General features: G+C 42.4%; 23 protein-coding genes and 1 pseudogene. 18 read left to right on the forward strand and 6 right to left on the reverse strand.

All coding sequences use genetic code 11. The features are described 5' to 3' along the window. The first annotated feature begins 2 nt into the window (after positions 1-2). The 16 genes from ATS75_RS12035 (at position 3) to ATS75_RS12105 (ending at position 12272) form a co-directional block, all read left to right on the forward strand. Positions 3-452 carry a phage protein gene (locus ATS75_RS12035; protein WP_058560669.1) on the forward strand — a complete coding sequence of 150 codons (450 nt, stop codon included), beginning with the start codon at positions 3-5 and terminating at the stop codon, positions 450-452. Between the two features lie 12 nt (positions 453-464). Further along, the gene (locus ATS75_RS12040; RefSeq protein ID WP_058560670.1) at positions 465-665 is read left to right on the forward strand and encodes a TraR/DksA C4-type zinc finger protein; all 201 of its coding nucleotides are present in this window, start codon (positions 465-467) and stop codon (positions 663-665) included. Between the two features lie 4 nt (positions 666-669). Continuing rightward, on the forward strand, positions 670-1227 hold the full coding sequence (locus ATS75_RS12045; RefSeq protein ID WP_058560671.1) for a pesticin C-terminus-like muramidase: 558 nt from the start codon (positions 670-672) through the stop codon (positions 1225-1227). Positions 1228-1229: 2 nt separating this feature from the next. Next, positions 1230-1619, forward strand: a complete 390-nt coding sequence (locus ATS75_RS12050; RefSeq protein ID WP_058560672.1) for a 3TM-type holin — start codon at positions 1230-1232, stop codon at positions 1617-1619. Then, complete coding sequence (locus ATS75_RS12055) at positions 1616-1876, forward strand: hypothetical protein (RefSeq protein WP_235591176.1); 261 nt, start codon at positions 1616-1618, stop codon at positions 1874-1876. The genes ATS75_RS12050 and ATS75_RS12055 overlap by 4 nt, the downstream gene beginning before the upstream one ends. After that, positions 1873-2136 (forward strand): putative phage tail assembly chaperone, encoded by a 264-nt coding sequence (locus ATS75_RS12060; protein ID WP_058560673.1) that lies wholly within the window; start codon positions 1873-1875, stop codon positions 2134-2136. Before ATS75_RS12055 ends, ATS75_RS12060 begins: the two co-directional genes overlap by 4 nt. A 62-nt stretch (positions 2137-2198) precedes the next feature. Beyond that, the gene (locus ATS75_RS20830) at positions 2199-2324 is read left to right on the forward strand and encodes a DUF6890 family protein (RefSeq protein WP_414858285.1); all 126 of its coding nucleotides are present in this window, start codon (positions 2199-2201) and stop codon (positions 2322-2324) included. Then, positions 2324-4126 carry a phage tail tape measure protein gene (locus ATS75_RS12065; RefSeq protein ID WP_058560674.1) on the forward strand — a complete coding sequence of 601 codons (1803 nt, stop codon included), beginning with the start codon at positions 2324-2326 and terminating at the stop codon, positions 4124-4126. The genes ATS75_RS20830 and ATS75_RS12065 overlap by 1 nt, the downstream gene beginning before the upstream one ends. Then, positions 4123-4458: a DUF2590 family protein gene (locus ATS75_RS12070; RefSeq protein WP_058560675.1), complete on the forward strand. Its 336-nt coding sequence runs from the start codon at positions 4123-4125 to the stop codon at positions 4456-4458. Before ATS75_RS12065 ends, ATS75_RS12070 begins: the two co-directional genes overlap by 4 nt. Then, on the forward strand, positions 4458-5654 hold the full coding sequence (locus tag ATS75_RS12075; RefSeq protein ID WP_058560676.1) for a baseplate J/gp47 family protein: 1197 nt from the start codon (positions 4458-4460) through the stop codon (positions 5652-5654). The genes ATS75_RS12070 and ATS75_RS12075 overlap by 1 nt, the downstream gene beginning before the upstream one ends. Beyond that, a complete protein-coding gene (locus ATS75_RS12080) occupies positions 5651-6295 on the forward strand; it encodes a phage tail protein (protein ID WP_058560677.1) in 645 nt (214 codons plus the stop codon). The genes ATS75_RS12075 and ATS75_RS12080 overlap by 4 nt, the downstream gene beginning before the upstream one ends. A 1-nt stretch (position 6296) precedes the next feature. Beyond that, on the forward strand, positions 6297-8834 hold the full coding sequence (locus ATS75_RS12085; protein ID WP_058560678.1) for a phage tail protein: 2538 nt from the start codon (positions 6297-6299) through the stop codon (positions 8832-8834). Positions 8835-8855: 21 nt separating this feature from the next. Beyond that, on the forward strand, positions 8856-9347 hold the full coding sequence (locus tag ATS75_RS12090; protein ID WP_201020964.1) for an adenine glycosylase: 492 nt from the start codon (positions 8856-8858) through the stop codon (positions 9345-9347). Then, positions 9347-10036: a hypothetical protein gene (locus ATS75_RS12095; RefSeq protein ID WP_058560679.1), complete on the forward strand. Its 690-nt coding sequence runs from the start codon at positions 9347-9349 to the stop codon at positions 10034-10036. The genes ATS75_RS12090 and ATS75_RS12095 overlap by 1 nt, the downstream gene beginning before the upstream one ends. Positions 10037-10038: 2 nt before the next feature. After that, positions 10039-10845, forward strand: coding sequence for a hypothetical protein (locus ATS75_RS12100; protein WP_058560680.1), 807 nt, complete (start codon positions 10039-10041; stop codon positions 10843-10845). A 662-nt stretch (positions 10846-11507) separates the two neighbouring features. Next, entirely contained in the window at positions 11508-12272 is a 765-nt protein-coding gene (locus ATS75_RS12105; RefSeq protein WP_058560681.1) for a class II glutamine amidotransferase, read from the forward strand. 128 nt (positions 12273-12400) lie between these two features. Here the strand turns inward: ATS75_RS12105 and ATS75_RS12110 are convergent, their stop codons facing one another. The 5 genes from ATS75_RS12110 to cmoA all read right to left on the reverse strand — a co-directional run bounded on the left by ATS75_RS12110 (position 12401) and on the right by cmoA (position 16787). Next, on the reverse strand, positions 12401-13204 hold the full coding sequence (locus tag ATS75_RS12110) for a DUF3108 domain-containing protein (RefSeq protein ID WP_082665472.1): 804 nt from the start codon (positions 13202-13204) through the stop codon (positions 12401-12403). Next, complete coding sequence (purN, locus tag ATS75_RS12115; protein WP_058560682.1) at positions 13149-13796, reverse strand: phosphoribosylglycinamide formyltransferase; 648 nt, start codon at positions 13794-13796, stop codon at positions 13149-13151. The genes ATS75_RS12110 and purN overlap by 56 nt, the downstream gene beginning before the upstream one ends. Continuing rightward, a complete protein-coding gene (gene purM / locus ATS75_RS12120; RefSeq protein WP_058560683.1) occupies positions 13796-14848 on the reverse strand; it encodes a phosphoribosylformylglycinamidine cyclo-ligase in 1053 nt (350 codons plus the stop codon). The genes purN and purM overlap by 1 nt, the downstream gene beginning before the upstream one ends. Before the next feature lie 229 nt (positions 14849-15077). Beyond that, positions 15078-16046, reverse strand: coding sequence for a tRNA 5-methoxyuridine(34)/uridine 5-oxyacetic acid(34) synthase CmoB (gene cmoB, locus ATS75_RS12125; RefSeq protein WP_058560684.1), 969 nt, complete (start codon positions 16044-16046; stop codon positions 15078-15080). 15 nt (positions 16047-16061) lie between these two features. Beyond that, positions 16062-16787: a carboxy-S-adenosyl-L-methionine synthase CmoA gene (cmoA, locus tag ATS75_RS12130; protein WP_058560685.1), complete on the reverse strand. Its 726-nt coding sequence runs from the start codon at positions 16785-16787 to the stop codon at positions 16062-16064. 117 nt (positions 16788-16904) lie between these two features. Between cmoA and ATS75_RS12135 the strand changes: the two genes are divergently transcribed. Then, positions 16905-17591 carry a DUF3334 family protein gene (locus ATS75_RS12135; protein WP_058560686.1) on the forward strand — a complete coding sequence of 229 codons (687 nt, stop codon included), beginning with the start codon at positions 16905-16907 and terminating at the stop codon, positions 17589-17591. Between the two features lie 59 nt (positions 17592-17650). Here ATS75_RS12135 and ATS75_RS20835 read toward each other — a convergent pair. Beyond that, a pseudogene (locus ATS75_RS20835) lies at positions 17651-17758 on the reverse strand (thioredoxin-dependent thiol peroxidase); the annotation flags it as partial. A 385-nt stretch (positions 17759-18143) separates the two neighbouring features. Between ATS75_RS20835 and ATS75_RS12140 the strand changes: the two are divergent. Further along, positions 18144-18839, forward strand: a complete 696-nt coding sequence (locus ATS75_RS12140) for a hypothetical protein (RefSeq protein ID WP_058560687.1) — start codon at positions 18144-18146, stop codon at positions 18837-18839. The last annotated feature ends 78 nt before the right edge of the window (positions 18840-18917 follow it).

The raw sequence follows: 18917 nt of genomic DNA on the forward strand, positions 1-18917 counted from the left end.
CCATGCGTTTATCAGGAATGAATTTTAACGTGAACTTGGGCGACACAATGATTCAAGTAGACACCGCAACATTGAGCATTACCGACAACAGTGCAGTAAGCCAGTCAGGCGGTGTGCCAGATGGCTTTGTAGACGGTGATGTATCGGCAAATGGTGAGCTGTCAGTTAACGCCAGCAACTTTGCGTTAGTGTCAGACGCTGCAAAAAGTGCAGGCGCTTGGCGGGCAATGGACACCTTCGACATTATGTTTTATGCCAAAACCAGCAAAGACGAAATGAAAGTCGAAGCCTTTGGTTGCCGCATTAAGCTCAGCGACATTTTAGACATCGACAAAAAAGGCGGGCAAGCCAGCCTGTTTAAAATTCCGTTTGATGTAACCGATCCTGACTTTGTCAAAATTAACGGTGTGCCATACCTGCGCCCCGAAGAAATTGAAAACATAGTGCAATAAGGTAGTTAGTAAATGGATGATCTAGACCACCTAGTTATTGCACAGGAACGCGCCGATCAGCGGTTTATTGATCAGCGCCTAAAAGGACTTAAAAACAGCCGCGTTATCAGTGCAACGGAATGCATTGATTGCGGCGACCCAATACCCAAAGCGCGGCAAAAAGCCATAAAAGGTGTGCAGCGCTGTGTACCGTGCCAATCGTTAAGCGAGTAGCAAAATGAACAATATCAAAGTGAATTACAGCTTTATTTCAGAACTAGAAGGCGGCGCGCAGCTAAACGGCTATGTGCCCGATGCGGCTAACTCTAAATCTGGGGTAACCATAGCCACCGGCTTTGATATTGGCCAGCGATCACGCGAAGACTTGAACCGCATGTTCCCTGCGCAGCCTGCGTTAATTGATAAGTTATTACCGTATTGCGAGCAACACGGCGAACACGCAGAAATGATGCTTAAGCTAATGCCGTTAAAAGTTACTGAAGATGAAGCGCAGTTGATTGATCAGTGCGTCAAGTCTGAGTCAGTTACTCGCGTAGCTGAAAAGTACAACAAGCATTCAACTATTAAGTTTGAACAACTGCCAGAACCCATGCAAACCGTGATTGCATCGGTAGCATTCCAATACGGCAATTTAGCAAAGCGTTGCCCTAACTTTTGGCGTACGGCCATTACTCAAAATACCCAAGCCATGATTGATGAACTGGTTGATTTTGGCGACCGATACACAACGCGCCGCTGGCGTGAAGCACGTTATTTACAAAAAGCGAGGCACTGATCATGGGCTGGTTTTCAAGTTTAGTGGGTGGCAACCCAATTGAAGCGATTGGCAAAGCGGGCGACGCGTTATTCACATCAGACGAAGAACGCCAGCAGTTAAGCAACGATTTAGCAGAAATTAAGCAAAAGCCTCTGCTAATGCAAGCGCTAGCAAATACCCATGCAGCCCAGCACCGTTCAACATTTGTCGCAGGTGCACGGCCATTTTTACTGTGGGTGTGCGGCTTTGGCTTTTTGTTCACCTTTTTAATTAACCCAATTTTGCAATGGATCATGCCAGAAGCAGGAACGCCAGAACTGCCAACAGATGTGATGATGGAATTAACACTCGCATTACTTGGCCTAGCAAGCTTAAGGACAGTCGAAAAAATTAAAGGAGTAGCAAAGTGACAGAAGTAGCAACGTGGTTAATGGTGGCAATCGCCTTTATTAGTTTAGTACTCACTGTATTAGTGCCGCTGTTAGTGAGCTTGTTCAACGCTCATAAAGCGACGGCAAAAGAGTTGAGCGACCATAAAACCCATGTGGCCGAAACCTACGCCACTAAAACCGATTTTGACAAATTAACCGATCGCATGGAACGCCAAATGAAAGACGGATTTGAAACAATTGAAAAGCTAATAACCAAATCTAAGGATTCAGCATGAACAAGAAAATTACGTTAACAATCGCGGGTAAAGAACTGAGTTTTGACGTAACCACCGAAAATTATAACGGTTACCTAAACGACATTATGCCAAACAACAAAGTAGCACCATCGCATAACTTTGTAATGCGCTCAGTTGTTGAAAGCGATAAAGACGAGCTGCGTAAAGTGCTTGAAAGCTCCCCAGGTGCAGCAATGCAAATTAGTGGTTTGCTACAACAAGAGTTTGCCCCAGCAATTGAGATCAGCGTAAAAAAATAGCGGCGCTGGTTGATGCAATAGAAAACAACCCGCTTGAACAGCAACTGATTATTCGCCGTTACTTGCTACCACACGAAGATGACAGCGAATACAACATTGCCCGCGCGAGCTGGTTGTACAACCGCCAGCGCGAAGATTTAGAAAACATAACCGCTAACGCTGTTAGCAAAGCCTTTGGGGGCAAGTAATGAGTTTACCGCAGCAGTTAATGTTCCAAGTTGGGCTTATTGACCAGATCACTAAACCGATCGCCAAAATAAGCCACAGCCTAAATGGGTTAACTAATGACTACCAAGCGGGCACCATGAAAATGGCGTCAGGCGTTGCGGGCATTGCTGCCAGCGGTTATGCATTACAAAACGCACTTATGCCAGCCATTGAAATGGACCGTGTGTTAGGCGAGGTTAAATCGCTTGGTGTGCGTGAATCTGCATTAAAACAACTTACAGATAGCTCTTACGAATACGCTCTTAAATACGGTAAATCGGCAACAGGGTTTGTGGGCTCAAGTTACGACATACAAAGTGCCATTGCAGGGCTTAACGATGCTGACTTATCAGCGTTTACTATGTCGAGCAACGTACTAGCCGCCGCCACTAAATCAGATGCCGCCACCATCACTAATTACATGGGCACCATGTATGGCATATTTAAAAACCAAGCCAACGATATGGGCAAAAGTGACTGGGTAGAGCAAGTTACTGGCATGACAGCAACCGCAGTACAAGCATTTAAAACCACCGGCACTGAAATGTCAGCGGCATTTACGTCTATCGGTGCTGAAGGTACGAGCGCAGGCATTGCCATGAATGAACAAATGGCGATTCTTGGTACATTGCAAGCAACCATGTCGGGCAGTGAGTCGGGCACAAAATACGCCGCGTTCTTAGCAGGTGTTGGTAAAGCGCAAGACGCATTAAACCTAACTTTTACCGATAGCCAAGGCGCAATGCTGCCAATGGTCGACATACTAAACCAAATTAAAGGCAAGTTTGGCGAAACCATCGACGTAGCCGAAGGCGATCAGCTAGCAAAAGCATTTGGCTCTAAAAATGCCGCAGCTACCGTTAAATTATTATTAACCGACATCAACGGCCTAAATCAATCAATTGACTCACTCGGCCAAGTGACAGGCATGCAAAAAGCCGAAGAAATGGCGATGGCCATGACCGACCAAAGCGAGAGATTAGCACAAAGCTGGTACGTAATACGTGCCGCGTGGGGCTCGGCTATATTGCCCGTATTTAATAACTTTGTAGGCATTATTGCCGATGCGGGAACCGATGTTGTGTGGTTTACCGAACAGTTCCCAACGTTAACGCAATGGATTGGCTTTGGTGCCGTTGCTTTACTCGGCCTTGTTGCGGCGGGCGGTTTATTCACGCTTATGATGGGCGCGGGCAAAATGGCCATGGTTGCTTGGGGCGTGGGGGCAATGGTGTGGGCAGGTATAAACACAGCATTAGCCAGTGGGATCACCTTTTTAAAAGGCGCAATGCTGGCGCTTAATATAGCAATGTACGCCAACCCCATTGGTTTAATTGTTGCGGGTATTGCCGCCGCCGTTGTAGCCGTGGGCGCGCTAATTTATTACTGGGATGACCTAAAAGCCACCATGAGCGAATGGGGTTGGGTTAAAGCCATTGCGGGTATTTTTAATACCGTATGGGGCGGTATTAAAAGCGTATTTAACGACACTATGGATTGGATTATAGATAAGCTAAATATGATCCCCGGTGTTGATATTGAAGCCAACGTCAACACAGCAAACTTAGCATCTAACATCGCCCTTGATGCCAACAAAATACAAAGTACCAGTATTCCAAGCGTTGCGGCCATTGCCCCAGTACAAAGCCGTGTTGAGCGCGGCGGCATCACGCAGCAAATTAGTAACGCCAATCAACAAAAATCAACCCATGTAGGCACCGTGAATGTTTACCCAGCCAAAGGCGAAACCAACTTTGCAAACCTAGTTGAGATGCACTCATGAGTATTTACCGCGATTTACACATTAAAAACGGTGATGTAGTGCTAGACGCAGGCAACAACCCCACGTACTTAACCGATCGTGACGTAATTGCCCAAGACATAGTGCACGCAATTTTAGACACCGGACTTGCAAATTTATTAGTAAGCGACCGCGGAACGGGCGTAACCCAAGACACCCAAACCAAAATCAAACTACTGGTTGAAGACGATGTGCGCATTATGCCAGGCACCGTAAAAGTTGAGCAAAACGAAATCAACAAAGGCCAATGGTGGGTATTTGCCCAAACAATAGAATTCGGTGAAATATCATCGTTGATCACAGGGGTAGAATAATGGCTGATGAAACACCAACAATTGATTTTAAACGTATTGTAGAAAAAGCAGGCATTCCTACAACTGAGGAAGGCTGGAAGGTTTTATTTAAACAAGACGTAGAAACCGAAGGCGGTTTAATTGCGAACGACTCGCCTTATTCACCGTTTTGGCGTGTTGTTACGGCTGTAGTAGCAAAGCCGGCTAATTGGGTAGTCAACAAAGTATTAATTGAGAAAATACTCCCTAATTTATTTTTGCAAACAGCAACAGACAGCGACTTTATTGAAGCAAAAGCATGGGAGCACGACTTAACCCGTAAAAGCGAAGAACGCACCCAAGGCAAAGTACGTTTTAACCGCGCGGCCAGTACTGGCCCAAGCTTATTAATTAGCGCAGGCACCGTAATACAAACCGATGCTATAAACGGCACGGTTTACCGTGTGCTCACCGTTGATGACGTAATATTGCCAGAAAACCAAGCCAGCGTATTAGTTGCAGTAATTGCCGAAAACGCAGGCGCGGCATATAACTTAGGCGCAGGCTATTACCATATTTTACCAGAAGCGATCACTGGTATTGGTAGCGCCATTAACGATGAAGACTGGATAGACGTACTTGGCGCTGATGCAGAATCTAACCAAGATTTAAAGCTACGCACCCGCAACGCATTTACCGCCGCAGCCCCTTGGCACATTGACGCCGTTTACCGTGCCATGCTCACAGAACGCAGCGGCCTAGACACCGATAACATTTATTTTGAACACGACGCCCCACGTGGTCCAGGCACAGCAAACGCCTTTATTTTGTTAGACACAGGCGTACCAAGTGAGACACTAATTGAAGACTTAAACACCTACATTATGGCAAAAGGCTATCACGGCCACGGCGATGATTTACTCGTACTTGCCATGCCAGGTGTTGATGTAAGCGTAGGCCTGACGGTTTACCCACATGTTTACTTGCTTGATGAAGAGGTCACCGCGCTACTTGCCAACATTGAAAACTTTATCCGCAGCGCGTTTAGAGAAAACAACGATTACACAGTAACCCGCACCAAACCAAATAGCCGTTTTAGCTTTAGCCGCTTAGGCCAAGAGCTACACAAAGAGTTTGCAGGAATCGACTCACTAAGTTGGCAACAAACCGACATTACAAGTCAAAACAACGTGCCACGCCTAACCGCACTCACCATTGAAAACGGTAACGATGTATGAACATTGATTGGCACGAAATAACAAAACTCAAATACTGGCTAGCCCGACCAAACAGCGAGCTAGACAAACTACGCCAAGGCGCCGTGCTATTTTGGCAGCGCGTAAGTGACATGCTCGCATGGCCTGCAAAACAGCTTGACCCAATGACCGCCGAGCTTGAGCTAGTGCACTTACTAGCATGGGAACGCGACATAACCCAAATACCCAACGAAACCGAACAAACCTACCGCATCCGCGTTAAGTTCGCCCTGCAATTTGCCAAAGGCGCAGGCACAAAAAGCGGCTGGTATTACATGTTTGAAAAACTCGGCACACCGTGGATCACCATAGACGAACGAGTAAGTGAAACTGATTGGGATGTAATAAGCCTGCAACTGCTTGACTCTGATTTAGCAGAGAGAAACAAGCTAATTGATTACATTTGCAGGCAGTACGGGCGAACAACCCGCCGTTATGAATACGGCACTATTGCTAGCATGCCGCTTGTTGCACCGCCTAATGACTTTTCGCTTGATAGCCTAACGGGCTTTGCAAGATACAGCGACGACATGAGACCAAAACTAGGCTTAGCGGTAATGGACAACGAATCACATTTTATTATTGCAACAAATAACAGCTTATTAGCTAACGAGAGGAATTAACATGGCTTCAATAATTACAATTGCAGGTGAAAAACTTTTTGCTGCTAAAGCACAAGCTAATGAGCAACTAGACATAGACACGTTTATTTTTGCAAACGTGCCAGAGCAAGACCCAACCGACCCAATCAACCGTGAAGAAGGCTTACCAACCGATCACGTAGTGCATCAACAAATTGTGCAACAGGTTGGCCGCATAAACGACAACGTAGTTGTTTACTCTACAGTGCTCGACAGCATAACAGGCCCATTTGAATTTAACTGGGTTGGTTTGTATTCATCAATTAACGATACCTTAGTTGCAATTAACCATGTACCAACAACGCCAAAAACCGCTACTGCCGCAGGTGTTGCAGGTAATACCCTAAACCGTAACTTTGGTATTGAGTACTCAGGCATTGCCGACCTAACTGGTATTGATGTAGCACCCGAGACATGGCAACTAGACTTTACCGCCCGCTTGCAAGGTATGGATAAGTTAACCCAGCAGCTTGCAAAAGATATGAATGGCAAAGACTGGTTTATTGATGACGGTTTTAAAGTAGAGCCAAGAGAAACGGTAAACACATTTAAAATATTACCAGGTGTGGGTTACGTGAGCGGCCTACGTGTAGAGCTTGAGAACGAGCATATTTTTAACGTAGAAAGTTACCCTCAATTTGTTTATGTAGATGCCTGGTTTGAAGGCGATGCAAACAGTATGTGGTCACCTTCATTAATGTTTACTGTGAGTGATACTGAAATAGATGATTACACCGATGCAGCTGGCATCAAACATTACGTTAATAAATTAGCTGAAATAACGGCATTCGATACAATTGAAGATTTACGGCCAGATAGTGAAAATGCGGATAAAGAATTCGTCAAAGAAATAGGAAATAGTGTTACTGATGAATGGAATGAATCAAGGGTGTATCCAGGAGTTGGTAGTTATATAAAAGCAGGTAATTTTGTGCCTGAAGGAACCGAAGCTGTAAGGCTATATCATGAAGGCAAGATTAAAGTTTTTAATCTTGATAACTGTACAAAATCAGATGGAACATTAGACAGTATAGATTTAATAAAAGGAAATATATTTATAAATGGCATCATGTATATGTTAGCTTCCATTGAAAAAATTAAAGTATTAACAGCACAAAAGAGTAAGATAAATATAGCTATGAAAGCGTCAAAAAATGTTGATTGGTACGTAGACCCAGTTAACGGAATTGATGCATTTTCACATGGCATATCAATAGAAAGGCCAGCTAAAACACCACAGTTTGCGCTTGATTCATTACCCGACATCGTCGGATATCAACAGACAATAAATCTCGCAGAAGGTGTATATAAAGAATCTTCAAGAATGCCAGGTGAAATGCCAAGACCAGCTGTCATATACCCACAAGGTAGATATATCTCGAGAAGAGCAGCGCAATCAGGAGATGATTTGGTTGGGATGATAGTAATAAAAGGAGCGGGAGTAGAGAGTACTATTATCGAGCCATCAAAAAATAGGGGTTACCCTTTTGGTGTCTACTGCTCAGGGACTGAGATCGCTATTCAAGATCTTTCAATAAAGCCCGATGAGAGTGGTGCAGAGACTTTGATAACTTCACATCGATCAGCATATGTACATTGCCGAAATGTCAAACTAAGTGGCGAGGGAATTTCCAAGTTGGGGTTGGTTTGCGAAGCTGGCGGCTGGGCTGAATTAATTGATTCTGAAGTAGTTAAATGTAGTGTTCAAGATGTTGTAGTCTACCCCACATCAGGGGCATCTTTAGCTGGTAGTTTAACAAAAGTAAGTAAAATCACTGTAACGGGGTTTTTACAACTAGCTTATGGTGCTGAAATAAACGGTGTATCGACGATTGCGACCGGGGGGCAGCTTCAATGTGCTGGTAGTGAAACTAATAAAGTAAAAATAAAAGGAGCTTTAAAGTTAGATAATTCTACATTTTCAGGTTCATTTTGTGAAATTTCCGGAAGTATTACAGGGCGTGGGGCGGATTTAAAGTTATCTTCTAGTAATTGGTCAAGAGGAATAACTTTATTCGGGGGGTTGTGTAGGCTATTAGGATCAAAATCGTTTATTACTCCTGCGGCGAAGTCTGAAGTTATGGAACCATTGATCTTACGAGATGGTGCAAGGTTAGTAAAAGAACCGAACACTATTATGGTAAACGCTAATGGTGATTTAGTTGGCGAAGACTACGGAAGGAATAAACAGGTTATATCATCAAACGGTCAAAACATTGCACTGAGCTTGACAGGAAAGAATAGTACTATTGAAATCTATGGGGCCGCACAGAACCACTATGGGTGTAAAATAGGCAGCGTCCAAGGAGTGTATCCCGGAACTCCTCCTGGTGACGGGGCTATACTGCATATTATTGGAACTGCATATAACACAGAGCTTGTAGATTCTGAAAATTTTAAAATACCAGGTGGTTCGGTATCTGTAGGATCATTACCCGCATCGTATTCAGGCTTAACAATTCTCTATTCGTCTGAGTCAAAAAAATGGCAAGTTGTTAGTGTTGGCATATTGAATACTTAATTTTACGTGTTAAGGAATATTATGCTTAACCTTAATTCTACATCAATCGCTCTTAAATCATTGCGCATTACGGCAAGCCAAGAGCTTGCCAGTGAAGATGCCAGCGGGCAAACCTCAAACACTGACACCGCAGAAACAGGCACTAAGGCTAAAATGCTGACGGTGTCTGGTTTATTGCCATTCAAACAAGGCGAGCTATTAGCTGATTTGTTTACTATGGCTGAAGCAACCGAAAGCGGTGCCCGGGTTATTTATCGCATTAGCAACCAAACGGCCACGGCGCTGGGTGTTAAACAAGTGCGCTTTAGTAGCAAAATTGAAGCGGTCGAGCAAGAAATCACGCGGCAATGGGCGGTTAGTTTTACGCTTGCTGAATACCGTTCAGTGCCGCAAAAGGTTGAAGAACGTTCACCCGATGTATCGGCCAATGTGCAAGGCGGTGATAGTGGTGTTCAATATGCGAATATTAACCAGCATCTAACCGATAACTTTGCAAAGTTGAGAACCGCATAATGACAACCCCAAACGCTCGTTTTATTGCCCGCGCTTATATCAACGATGAAAAAGTTGATATGAAAGACCATTGGGTTGTACTGCAATCATCAACGCCTGGTACATGCCAAATCACCGTTAATCAAAAAGCAGATATGCTTGCACAGGTTAAAGTTGATCTTGGCTGGGGCGATGTGGTTGACCGTGTTTTTAGTGGCTATGTTGAACGTGCAATGCCGTCGGTTAATGGCTGGTACACGCTATTTTGCCGCGAGTGGTCCGCATCACTCGCGTATAATTTAAGTGTAATGCTGCGCCACCCAACTATGCGCCAAGTGCTTGACGAAATCACATCTCAAACAGGTATTGAGTTTGTAATACCAAGCGCTGGCTATGCCGATACTGCAATACCATGCTTTTACTCTGATTGCTCAGGCTATGCCATGCTAAACAACATCGGCCGCGCGTTTAAGATTGATGATTTTGTGTGGTATCAACAAGGCAACGGTAAAGTTTACGTGGGCAGTTATGCCGACTCATTTTGGGCAGATAAACCAGTAAAAATCGCTATCGGTCTAATGACTGATCATCAAGCAGGCAAAACCGCCACAATGCCAGCCGCCCCAATGGTGCGCCCAAACGTAACCGCTAATGATGAACGCATAACCGCCGTTGAGTTCAAAGGCACTAACATGCAAATAAGTTGGTGATCATGGAAAAAGCAATTCATAGAATCATACGCAAGCTATTCCCCGAACTAACAGGCCAATTACATTTACCACGCTGGGGCAGAGTAGTTGCATTGCCAGAGCTACCCACCGAAGACGGCGAACGCGGCAGCGACCCATTTTACCCGCGCTATGCAGTCGACGTGCAACTCATTGACGAAAACGGCACAGATACCAAATCAAAACCACTTCAAGCCGTGCCGCTCCCGTTACCAGGTGCGGGTAATAAAGCAGGCCGATTAGAACCGCCGGCTATTGATAGCATAGTTGAAATTGGCTTTGCCTATGGCAGAGCTGATAAGCCATTTATCAGAACAGTACTACCATTTGGCTGGGACCTTCCCGCCATCAAAGAAGGTGAAACCCGTACACAAGTACGCGAGGGTGTTTATCAGTACATTGATGATCAAGGCAACTTTGAAAACAAAACAGATAAGTCACTCAATGACATCATTGGCGACCTAGCACAGCTTGAATGCAAAACCCGCAAAGTAATAGCAACAGAGCTGGCACAGCTAGAATGTGAAACCCAAAAAGTAACAGCAAGTGCAGAGCAAGAGCATAAAAGCCCAAAAACATGGATAGGCAGCGACGGCGAGAACGTACTCAAATTATTATCAGAATTAATGGCAACAGTCAGCGCACTAGCAAATGTTTGTGCAACTCATACACACCCGGGCGTTACCGCAGGCCCTGCCAAAACAGCACCACCAGAACAAGCCGGAGACTTCAGCGGCAAAGCATCAGAAGCCGACGGGCAAAAAAGCAGGCTAGACCCAATAACCAAATAGCACCAAAGCCACCCAAACAAGCCCAGCAACCCGCTGGGCTTTTTAGTGCCCGCCACTCGCTGCAGTAAAGTTATTAGCGTCTATGTTGGCCACAACACTTTCAGCCACGGAAAATAGCGCCATACAAAAACTTTCTCACGGAATCCGCACTCTTCCTCACCCTCCTGCGCGCTCTTTATCGTTATTTTTTTTCAGTTTTTAAATGCTTCATTTAAACCGCCAGCCAGCGCCATATATAAGGCTCTTACCAGATCAAAGATCTGAAAAGATCGAAGTTAATTTCACTATTTTTCAGTTTAACAGCCTGTAATTAATAAGAAATTAAAAATAATAAAACCATTAAACAACAACTTACCTAGTTTACGTGAGGTTTCAAAGATCAAAGAGCATTTTAATGAAGGTAACAAAAGCAATATAAAACAATAGTTTAATTAAAAACAAAACTGAAATTAAAAACGTATATTGAATTTGGTATTTTGTTCATTGAAAACGGTATAACAGATTGCCTTTGTCGAAATGTTGTTTAACAATGTCAGTATTGAGTTAAAAATAATTGAATTTTTCCCTTAGAAAAACCAAACAGTGACCAAAACTGTGACCTTAATCGGTTTTTAATTTCAGTTAATTTTATAACCACTTATTTTTAAAGGTTTATATATTTTATGTGTGAGTTGCTTGGCATGTCGGCGAATGTGCCGACAGATATTTGTTTTAGCTTTTCAGGTCTTCTTGAGCGAGGTGGTAATACGGGGCCGCACAAAGATGGCTGGGGGATAACGTTTTATGAAGGAAAAGGGTGTCGTACATTTAAAGATCCAGAACCCAGTTGCCAGTCAGAAATAGCGAAATTAGTAAAAGCTTACCCGATCAAAAGTGTTTCAGTCATCAGCCATATCCGCCAAGGTAACCGTGGCCGAGTATGTCTTGAAAATACACACCCATTTACTCGTGAGCTGTGGGGGCGTGAAATAACTTATGCTCATAATGGTCAACTATCGAACTATCATGATTTGAAACCCACATATTATCGCCCTGTAGGCAATACAGACAGTGAGTTGGCTTTTTGTTGGCTACTCGACAAAATCCGTGAAAAGTACCCCACACGCCCGTCTAACATGGCGTCGGTGTTTCGTTATGCGGCAAAACTTTCGCATACTCTTCGTGAAAAGGGCGTATTTAATATGCTGCTTACTGATGGGGTATATGTATTAGCGTATTGTACTAATAACTTGCATTGGATCACGCGTAGGGCTCCATTTGGCAAAGCAACGCTGATTGATGCCGATATGGTGGTAGATTTTCAAAAAGAAACGACGCCCAATGATGTGGTAACAGTGATTGCGACAAGACCTTTGACTAATGATGAGCGCTGGCAAAAAATGGAGCCGGGTGAGTTCGCGTTATTTAAAATGGGTGAGCTAATTTAGTGTATGTAGGCTGGGTAAAGTGAAACGAAACCCAACTTAGCGCTTTAAATTAATAAAGAGAATAAGAATTAAAAGTGAAAAGCCCAAATTATGAATATCCACTTGGGCTCTTCGATTTTGAACTCAATTTATTCTGGTGCCGTTTCGCTTTTTGCTTCTTGGGGTGATGTAGCTGGACTGGTTACGGTGAAAGATTTCATTTGAACTTCAAATTGCTCTACCCCTTTTTCGCCTTTCCACATTCTTACTAACATGTAGTCCATTTCTGGTGCAAACCAGGCCAATGCCTGGCGCTTATCGTTGTCATAAAGACGTTTCACTTTAATCGCTTCAATGTTGCCGATTGGCAGTGAAATCATTTCTTTACCGACCACTTCAAAATTGTAATCGCGGCAATTCCCTTTCTTATCTACCAATGGGTATGAAAAATTAGTTTTACCCATTTTGAGCTCTTCACGAACTTGTACTTGATATGAGATAGAATCTTGGAATTTATCTGTCCACTCGCATTCAATAGGATATTTACTTTCGCTGCTCTTTACTAACTTTTTGTTGTTATTGAATTGGAGTGTGTATTTTTTATCAGGCCCTGTGCCTTTACGTACCATTGTATAATTGACAGGCGATACTTGGGTGCCTTTTAGACTAAATACAGAGGTTTCTTTGCGTGAGTCAGAAAAAATCATCCACTCAATATCGCTGTGATAACTCACTTGATAGTTATTATCGACGAGTTTTTTCAATGTTCTAATGCCTTCACCATGGTTTTCACCTTGTCGCAAAATGTCATACTTTGCTTCAAATTGAGTGAGCTCATTGGCAAGTAAGCTGGTAGGAAGTAAAGCGCCCGCACAAAGTAGTAGGGCGCTTGCTTTTTTATTGTGGGTAGTCTGCGCCGTGCACTGGGAGTTGTTTTTTATCAAGAACTGCATAATCTGCTTCCATCGTAAGTCGTTGTTCACTGAACCATTTGACCACCAAAGGATAGATTATATGCTCTTGAGCATGTACACGTTTTGCTAATGTGTCAGCTGTATCATCTGCTAACACGGGAACTTTGGCTTGAAGAATAACGGGGCCACCGTCCAATTCTTCAGTAACAAAGTGCACACTTACGCCATGAACGTCATCTTTTGCATCAATTGCTCTTTGGTGGGTATTCAGACCCTGATACTTAGGCAACAAAGAAGGATGAATGTTCAACATTTTTCCTTTAAATTTTTGCACTAAGCTAGGAGTAAGAATACGCATAAAACCAGCTAATACAACTAAGTTTGGTGTAAAAGAGTCAATAACGTTCATTAATTTAGCATCATAGGCTTCGCGCGAGTCAAAATCTTTATGGCTGAGCACTGCGGTTGCAATGCCAGCTTGTTTTGCTCGCTCAAGGCCATAAGCGTCTGCTTTATTACTAATGACAGCCGCTATGTTTGCGTTTATCTCGCCATTATTACAGGCATCAATGATGGCTTGTAAATTTGAGCCACTACCTGAAATTAAGACTACTAGACGAGAAGGGGCCATTAATCACGGCCGCCTAGGATCTCTACTTGTTCTTCACCTGCTTTAGCATCTTGAATTTCACCAAGGTGCCATGCATCTTCACCAAGCTCTTTTAAGATGCTTAAGCTTTGCTCAAGTTTGTCGGCAGGAACCACTAAAACCATACCTACACCACAGTTAAATGTGCGGTACATTTCGTGGGTCGTGATGTTACCGTTTTCTTGTAACCAGTTAAAGATACCCGGCCACTGCCAGCTATCACCTTTAACAACAGCTTTCGCAGATTCAGGTAATACACGTGGGATATTTTCCCAAAAACCACCTCCGGTGATGTGAGAAAGGGCATGCACATCTACTTGCTTAAACAATTCAAGCAACTGTTTAACGTAAATACGTGTAGGTTCAAGCAATGTTTCGCCTAGTGTTTTACCTTCAAATTCAGCGTTAGTATCAGCGTTTGACACTTCAAGTACTTTACGAATTAACGAAAAGCCATTTGAGTGAGGGCCACTTGATGCAAGTGCAATTAGCTGGTCGCCTGCGGCTACTTTAGTGCCATCAATAATGTTTGCTTTTTCAACAACGCCAGTACAAAAGCCAGCCATGTCGTAATCTTCACCTTCGTACATACCTGGCATTTCAGCAGTTTCACCACCAATCAAAGCACAGCCAGAAAGCTCACAGCCTTTACCAATGCCAGTTACAACATCTGCCGCTGTATCAACATCAAGTTTGCCCGTTGCGTAGTAATCTAAGAAAAATAATGGTTCTGCACCTTGAACGATAAGGTCATTCACACACATTGCAACTAAGTCGATGCCAACAGTATCGTGCTTTTTAAGATCGATAGCTAAGCGTAATTTAGTACCTACGCCATCGGTGCCTGCAACTAAAACTGGTTGCTTGTAACCTTCAGGAATTTCGCACAGTGCGCCAAAACCACCAATTCCGCCCATAACTTCAGGACGACGGGTTTTTTTAACTACGCCTTTAATACGCTCAACAAGTGCGTTACCGGCATCGATATCTACGCCCGCGTCTTTATAACTTAGAGACTGTTTTTGTTCGCTCACAGGATTTCCTCAAAAAAGTTGCATGGTTTTGCATGTGTATGCTTAGAAACGCGCGTATTTTACAACAATTGCGAAGGCGCGGCTAGCGCAAATATAACTTTAACATCCTTGACAAGGACAGTTGTCCGCATAATGAGAGAATGGCACTAAGAAATGGTTTATAGGGTAGTGTTTTAGCGTCGGTGATTGCCACGACGCTAAAGTGCAGTAATTAAAAAATTGCCGAAGTCTAAGCCTTTGCAGTTAAAATTGCACGCAGTGGTGCAGGGTAACCTTCAATTGTTTTGCTGGTATCGTCAGGGTCTAAAAAGTCGATCAGTGATTCGTTTTCCATCCAATCTGATTTACGTTGTTCTTCAAGTGTAGTGATTGCACAGTCTTTTACTTGTACATTTTTAAAACCAACGCGTTCCATCCATAGTTTTAATGCATCCGTACTTGGAATAAACCATACATTTCGCATTTTAGCGTATCTGTCAGTTGGTACCAAAACTGTATTTTCATCACCTTCGATAACGAGTGTCTCAAGGACTAACTCACCACCAGGACGCAGTTGTGCTTTTAATTGCGCTAAAAAGTCTATTGGTGATCGGCGGTGATAAAGCACGCCCATTGAAAAAACGGTGTCAAATGCCTTCAACTCTGGAAGGGCTTCAACACCTAGCGGTAGTAAATGAACATTTTCATCAGGGTTGAAATGTTTAATGGCTTGAAATTGACACAAAAATAAATCAGACGGGTCTATTCCAACCACAAACTCAGCGCCTTCTCCACGCATTCTCCACAAGTGATAGCCTGAACCACAGCCAATATCTAATACAGTGCGGCCTTTAAGCGGTTCAATATGGGGTAACAATCTGTCCCACTTCCAATCGCTGCGCCACTCGGTATCAATCTCTATTGAGTGCACGCTAAATGGGCCTTTACGCCACGGCATCATACGTTTCAATAAGTGTGTAGTTTGCTTTTGCTCACCTTCAGTCATTTCCCCTGGCGCACCAATTTCAACTTTATCAGTGATATTTACGTGCTTAGTGTGAACTTCTGGTAAGTTTTTTAACACTTTTTGCCATTTGGGTAAGTCACCATGGCTGGCTTCATTTTGCCAGTGCTTTAATTGACTTGGAAGCGTTTCGAGCCAGTGGCTAAGAGGTGTTTGTGCAATTGCAGCATAAAATTGGTTAAACCATGAAGACATTACATATTTCCTAAATTACTTTATTGCAACTAATGAGCAAAAGTTAAAACATTGGTACCATACTTGAGTTTGGCTAAAGCCAATCTCTTTTAATCGAGAGTAATGCTCGCTTAATGTATCTGGGCGCATTACATTTTCAATAGCCGTACGTTTTTGGCTTATTTCTAATTCTGAATAGCCATTGTGACGTTTAAAATCGTGATGTAAATCAATCAACAAATTATCACATTGCTCATTTTCACCTTTAACTTTTTCACTCAGTAACAGAACACCGCCTGGTTTTAAATTAGCGTAAATTTTTTCAAGCACTGCATGGCGTTGTGCAGGGGGAATAAATTGCAAGGTAAAATTCATTGCTACAACGGATGCGTTTTGAATTTGTAGCTCATTTATATCACCAAGCGTTACCGTTACTGGCACTTCAGAACGAAACCCTTGCAGATGAAGCTTGCAACGCTCAACCATGGCCTCTGAATTATCTACAGCGATAATGTGGCAGTTATCTGTACGAATATTTCGGCGCATGCTCAGGGTAACGGCACCTAATGAACAACCAAGGTCATACAAATTAGAGTTACTTTGCGCATATTCCCCAGCTAGTTTGCCCATAGTACTGACAATAGTAGCGTAACCCGGCACCGAACGCTGGATCATATCAGGGAAAACTTCTACGACGTTTTGGTCAAAGCTAAAATCTTTAACCGCTTGCTCTGTGGCATAAATACTGTCTTTTACAGTCACACAAACAGTCTCATTTGAAAATAATAGCGCTATTTTAACATTTTATACTGGATAGTCAGTGATAATTTCAGTAGCTTGGCTAGAATATTAGGTAACAAGTATAAAAAGAGAAGTTCAATGGCGAAAAGTAAAGTAATTAGCACTGATGATATATTGGCAACATTATGCCATTCAGTGACTGGTGTATTGTCATCAGCAAGTGGTAATAGTATTAGCTATTCAGCGATGGTACAAAAAATAACGCGAACATGTATGCGACCTGACATAGGCTGCTTTGTGTTATTTGATGGTGGTTTTACAGGCCTGGTAATTACAAATTTCACCTCGCAAGCAGCGATGGAAATTTACCATGACTATATGCGTAGTATGGGTATGCCAGAAGAAGAAATTGCGCATAGTCATTTATCAGATGATGTTTCAAACGTGCTTGGTGAACTAATGAACCAAATTGTAGGTGATTTCACTTCCAAAGTACGTGAGCAATTACATACATCTATAACGCAAAATCAACCTAAAATGATGGCAATCAACAAACAAGTTCAAATTTCAGTTGATACCACGATGGACCGACCGCAAGCACGAAGAGTGACGTTTACCACTGCGAAGCAAAATATTTTCTATCTAGAGCTTGCGATGGATAAAACAGAGTTCATAAAGTTACATGACTTTGATATTAGTGAAGCCGTTGACCCAGATGACATCATTGCGAATGAAGCTAAACAAAAAGCAGAGAAAGAAAATGCTGCTAAAACTAGCGTTGTAGACGATGCTGATGATGACTTTATGGCTGATTTAGGGTTGTAATTGTTAACCAGTAAAAAATGAAATAACCCCGAACTAATATTCGGGGTTATCGTTAAATGTTATGAATTTAAGTAATCCAACACCACTTGATGGTGGTCTTTTGTTTTAAACTTATCAAATAAATGCTTTATTTTACCGTCTTGGCCAATTAAAAAGCTCAAGCGATGCTGATTTATACCCCTTATAAAATGCACATTTAACTAAAATTTAAGCGCATAGCTAGATTTTGTTATGTGTGCAGGTTAATTTATGCACACTTTTATTTCACAACTAAGAAACTTCCATTTAACTTGAATTTGTAATACTACAAATACTTTAAGGTATGTTGCATGTAAAAGTAGGTATTCGTAAATGAGCTCAATCATTTGAGGCTCAATGGAAAAAATGGTTATAAAAATGCCTAAAGAAATAACAGTCATATTGACCTCCACTAAATTGTTATTTTACCTATAGGGTAGGTTTATAGGTTTCACACTGTGAAACCTGGCTATGTCTGTAATGTTAAATTTAGCACTGTGATATATGGATAGAACAAATTTGAAGGATAGGCTTATGAGCGGAATAATTACGATAACTGCACCGAACTACTCAAAGCTGAGTTACATCAGACCACTAATCAAAAATGTACTGGAGACAATTGAAGAAACATACATAGAAAATACTAAAATTCCATGCTGTTTGTTACCAACATCTGGCAGAGAAATTTCAATTACACCATTGTTTTACCATGCAGCTTTTGAGGCTTATTCGGCAAAAAAGATTAGTTATATTCCATCAGCAGAAATACAAGTCAATAGAGGTAACAGTAAAGGCCGCCTAGATTTAGCTTTGATTGGCAAAGAACATATTGAATTAATTGAGTTAAAAGCTGGTAGGGTTAAGCTATTTGGCCATATTACAACTATTACTAATAAAATTAGAAACAAGCTGAAAGAAGCAAGCGGTCAGCTAGAGCAAATTGAGCAGCACGAAATATTGCAGTCTACAAAGTTAAATCTACAAGGGCTCGCTATTGTGAATATCTTTTTATTAGTTCCTGAATCCAAGTCTAGTAATGCTGATTTAATACATGCAAGAGTAAATGAAATCATGAACGAAATAAAAGGGACTTTCACATACGCTTTAAGGGCCTCTCTAATATATAGTTATCAACATCATATTAATTTGGACAGTAGTAAAGGAAAGGGTGAAAGTTCTATTGGTATGATTACTGTAGCTTCTCGTAAAGAGAATATAGACCAAATGTAATTTAAGTGGGCTGTTTATTTCAAGTTAACTTAATTCAAGATTTACTGTTTAGATACTTCAGCAACAAATTTATAGTTT

Origin of the sequence: Pseudoalteromonas sp. H105, from assembly GCF_001469215.1 — a bacterium.
Classification (GTDB): domain Bacteria; phylum Pseudomonadota; class Gammaproteobacteria; order Enterobacterales; family Alteromonadaceae; genus Pseudoalteromonas.

What these genes read in the sequence shown, in the direction of transcription:
- ATS75_RS12035 (WP_058560669.1), top strand. Translation starts at nt 3, where the DNA reads ATGCGTTTATCAGGAATGAATTTTAACGTGAACTTGGGCGACACAATG.
- ATS75_RS12040 (WP_058560670.1), top strand. Translation starts at nt 465, where the DNA reads ATGGATGATCTAGACCACCTAGTTATTGCACAGGAACGCGCCGATCAG.
- ATS75_RS12045 (WP_058560671.1), top strand. Translation starts at nt 670, where the DNA reads ATGAACAATATCAAAGTGAATTACAGCTTTATTTCAGAACTAGAAGGC.
- ATS75_RS12050 (WP_058560672.1), top strand. Translation starts at nt 1,230, where the DNA reads ATGGGCTGGTTTTCAAGTTTAGTGGGTGGCAACCCAATTGAAGCGATT.
- ATS75_RS12060 (WP_058560673.1), top strand. Translation starts at nt 1,873, where the DNA reads ATGAACAAGAAAATTACGTTAACAATCGCGGGTAAAGAACTGAGTTTT.
- ATS75_RS12065 (WP_058560674.1), top strand. Translation starts at nt 2,324, where the DNA reads ATGAGTTTACCGCAGCAGTTAATGTTCCAAGTTGGGCTTATTGACCAG.
- ATS75_RS12070 (WP_058560675.1), top strand. Translation starts at nt 4,123, where the DNA reads ATGAGTATTTACCGCGATTTACACATTAAAAACGGTGATGTAGTGCTA.
- ATS75_RS12075 (WP_058560676.1), top strand. Translation starts at nt 4,458, where the DNA reads ATGGCTGATGAAACACCAACAATTGATTTTAAACGTATTGTAGAAAAA.
- ATS75_RS12080 (WP_058560677.1), top strand. Translation starts at nt 5,651, where the DNA reads ATGAACATTGATTGGCACGAAATAACAAAACTCAAATACTGGCTAGCC.
- ATS75_RS12085 (WP_058560678.1), top strand. Translation starts at nt 6,297, where the DNA reads ATGGCTTCAATAATTACAATTGCAGGTGAAAAACTTTTTGCTGCTAAA.
- ATS75_RS12090 (WP_201020964.1), top strand. Translation starts at nt 8,856, where the DNA reads ATGCTTAACCTTAATTCTACATCAATCGCTCTTAAATCATTGCGCATT.
- ATS75_RS12095 (WP_058560679.1), top strand. Translation starts at nt 9,347, where the DNA reads ATGACAACCCCAAACGCTCGTTTTATTGCCCGCGCTTATATCAACGAT.
- ATS75_RS12100 (WP_058560680.1), top strand. Translation starts at nt 10,039, where the DNA reads ATGGAAAAAGCAATTCATAGAATCATACGCAAGCTATTCCCCGAACTA.
- ATS75_RS12105 (WP_058560681.1), top strand. Translation starts at nt 11,508, where the DNA reads ATGTGTGAGTTGCTTGGCATGTCGGCGAATGTGCCGACAGATATTTGT.
- ATS75_RS12110 (WP_082665472.1), bottom strand. Translation starts at nt 13,204, where the DNA reads ATGCAGTTCTTGATAAAAAACAACTCCCAGTGCACGGCGCAGACTACC.
- purN (WP_058560682.1), bottom strand. Translation starts at nt 13,796, where the DNA reads ATGGCCCCTTCTCGTCTAGTAGTCTTAATTTCAGGTAGTGGCTCAAAT.
- cmoB (WP_058560684.1), bottom strand. Translation starts at nt 16,046, where the DNA reads ATGTCTTCATGGTTTAACCAATTTTATGCTGCAATTGCACAAACACCT.
- ATS75_RS12135 (WP_058560686.1), top strand. Translation starts at nt 16,905, where the DNA reads ATGGCGAAAAGTAAAGTAATTAGCACTGATGATATATTGGCAACATTA.
- ATS75_RS12140 (WP_058560687.1), top strand. Translation starts at nt 18,144, where the DNA reads ATGAGCGGAATAATTACGATAACTGCACCGAACTACTCAAAGCTGAGT.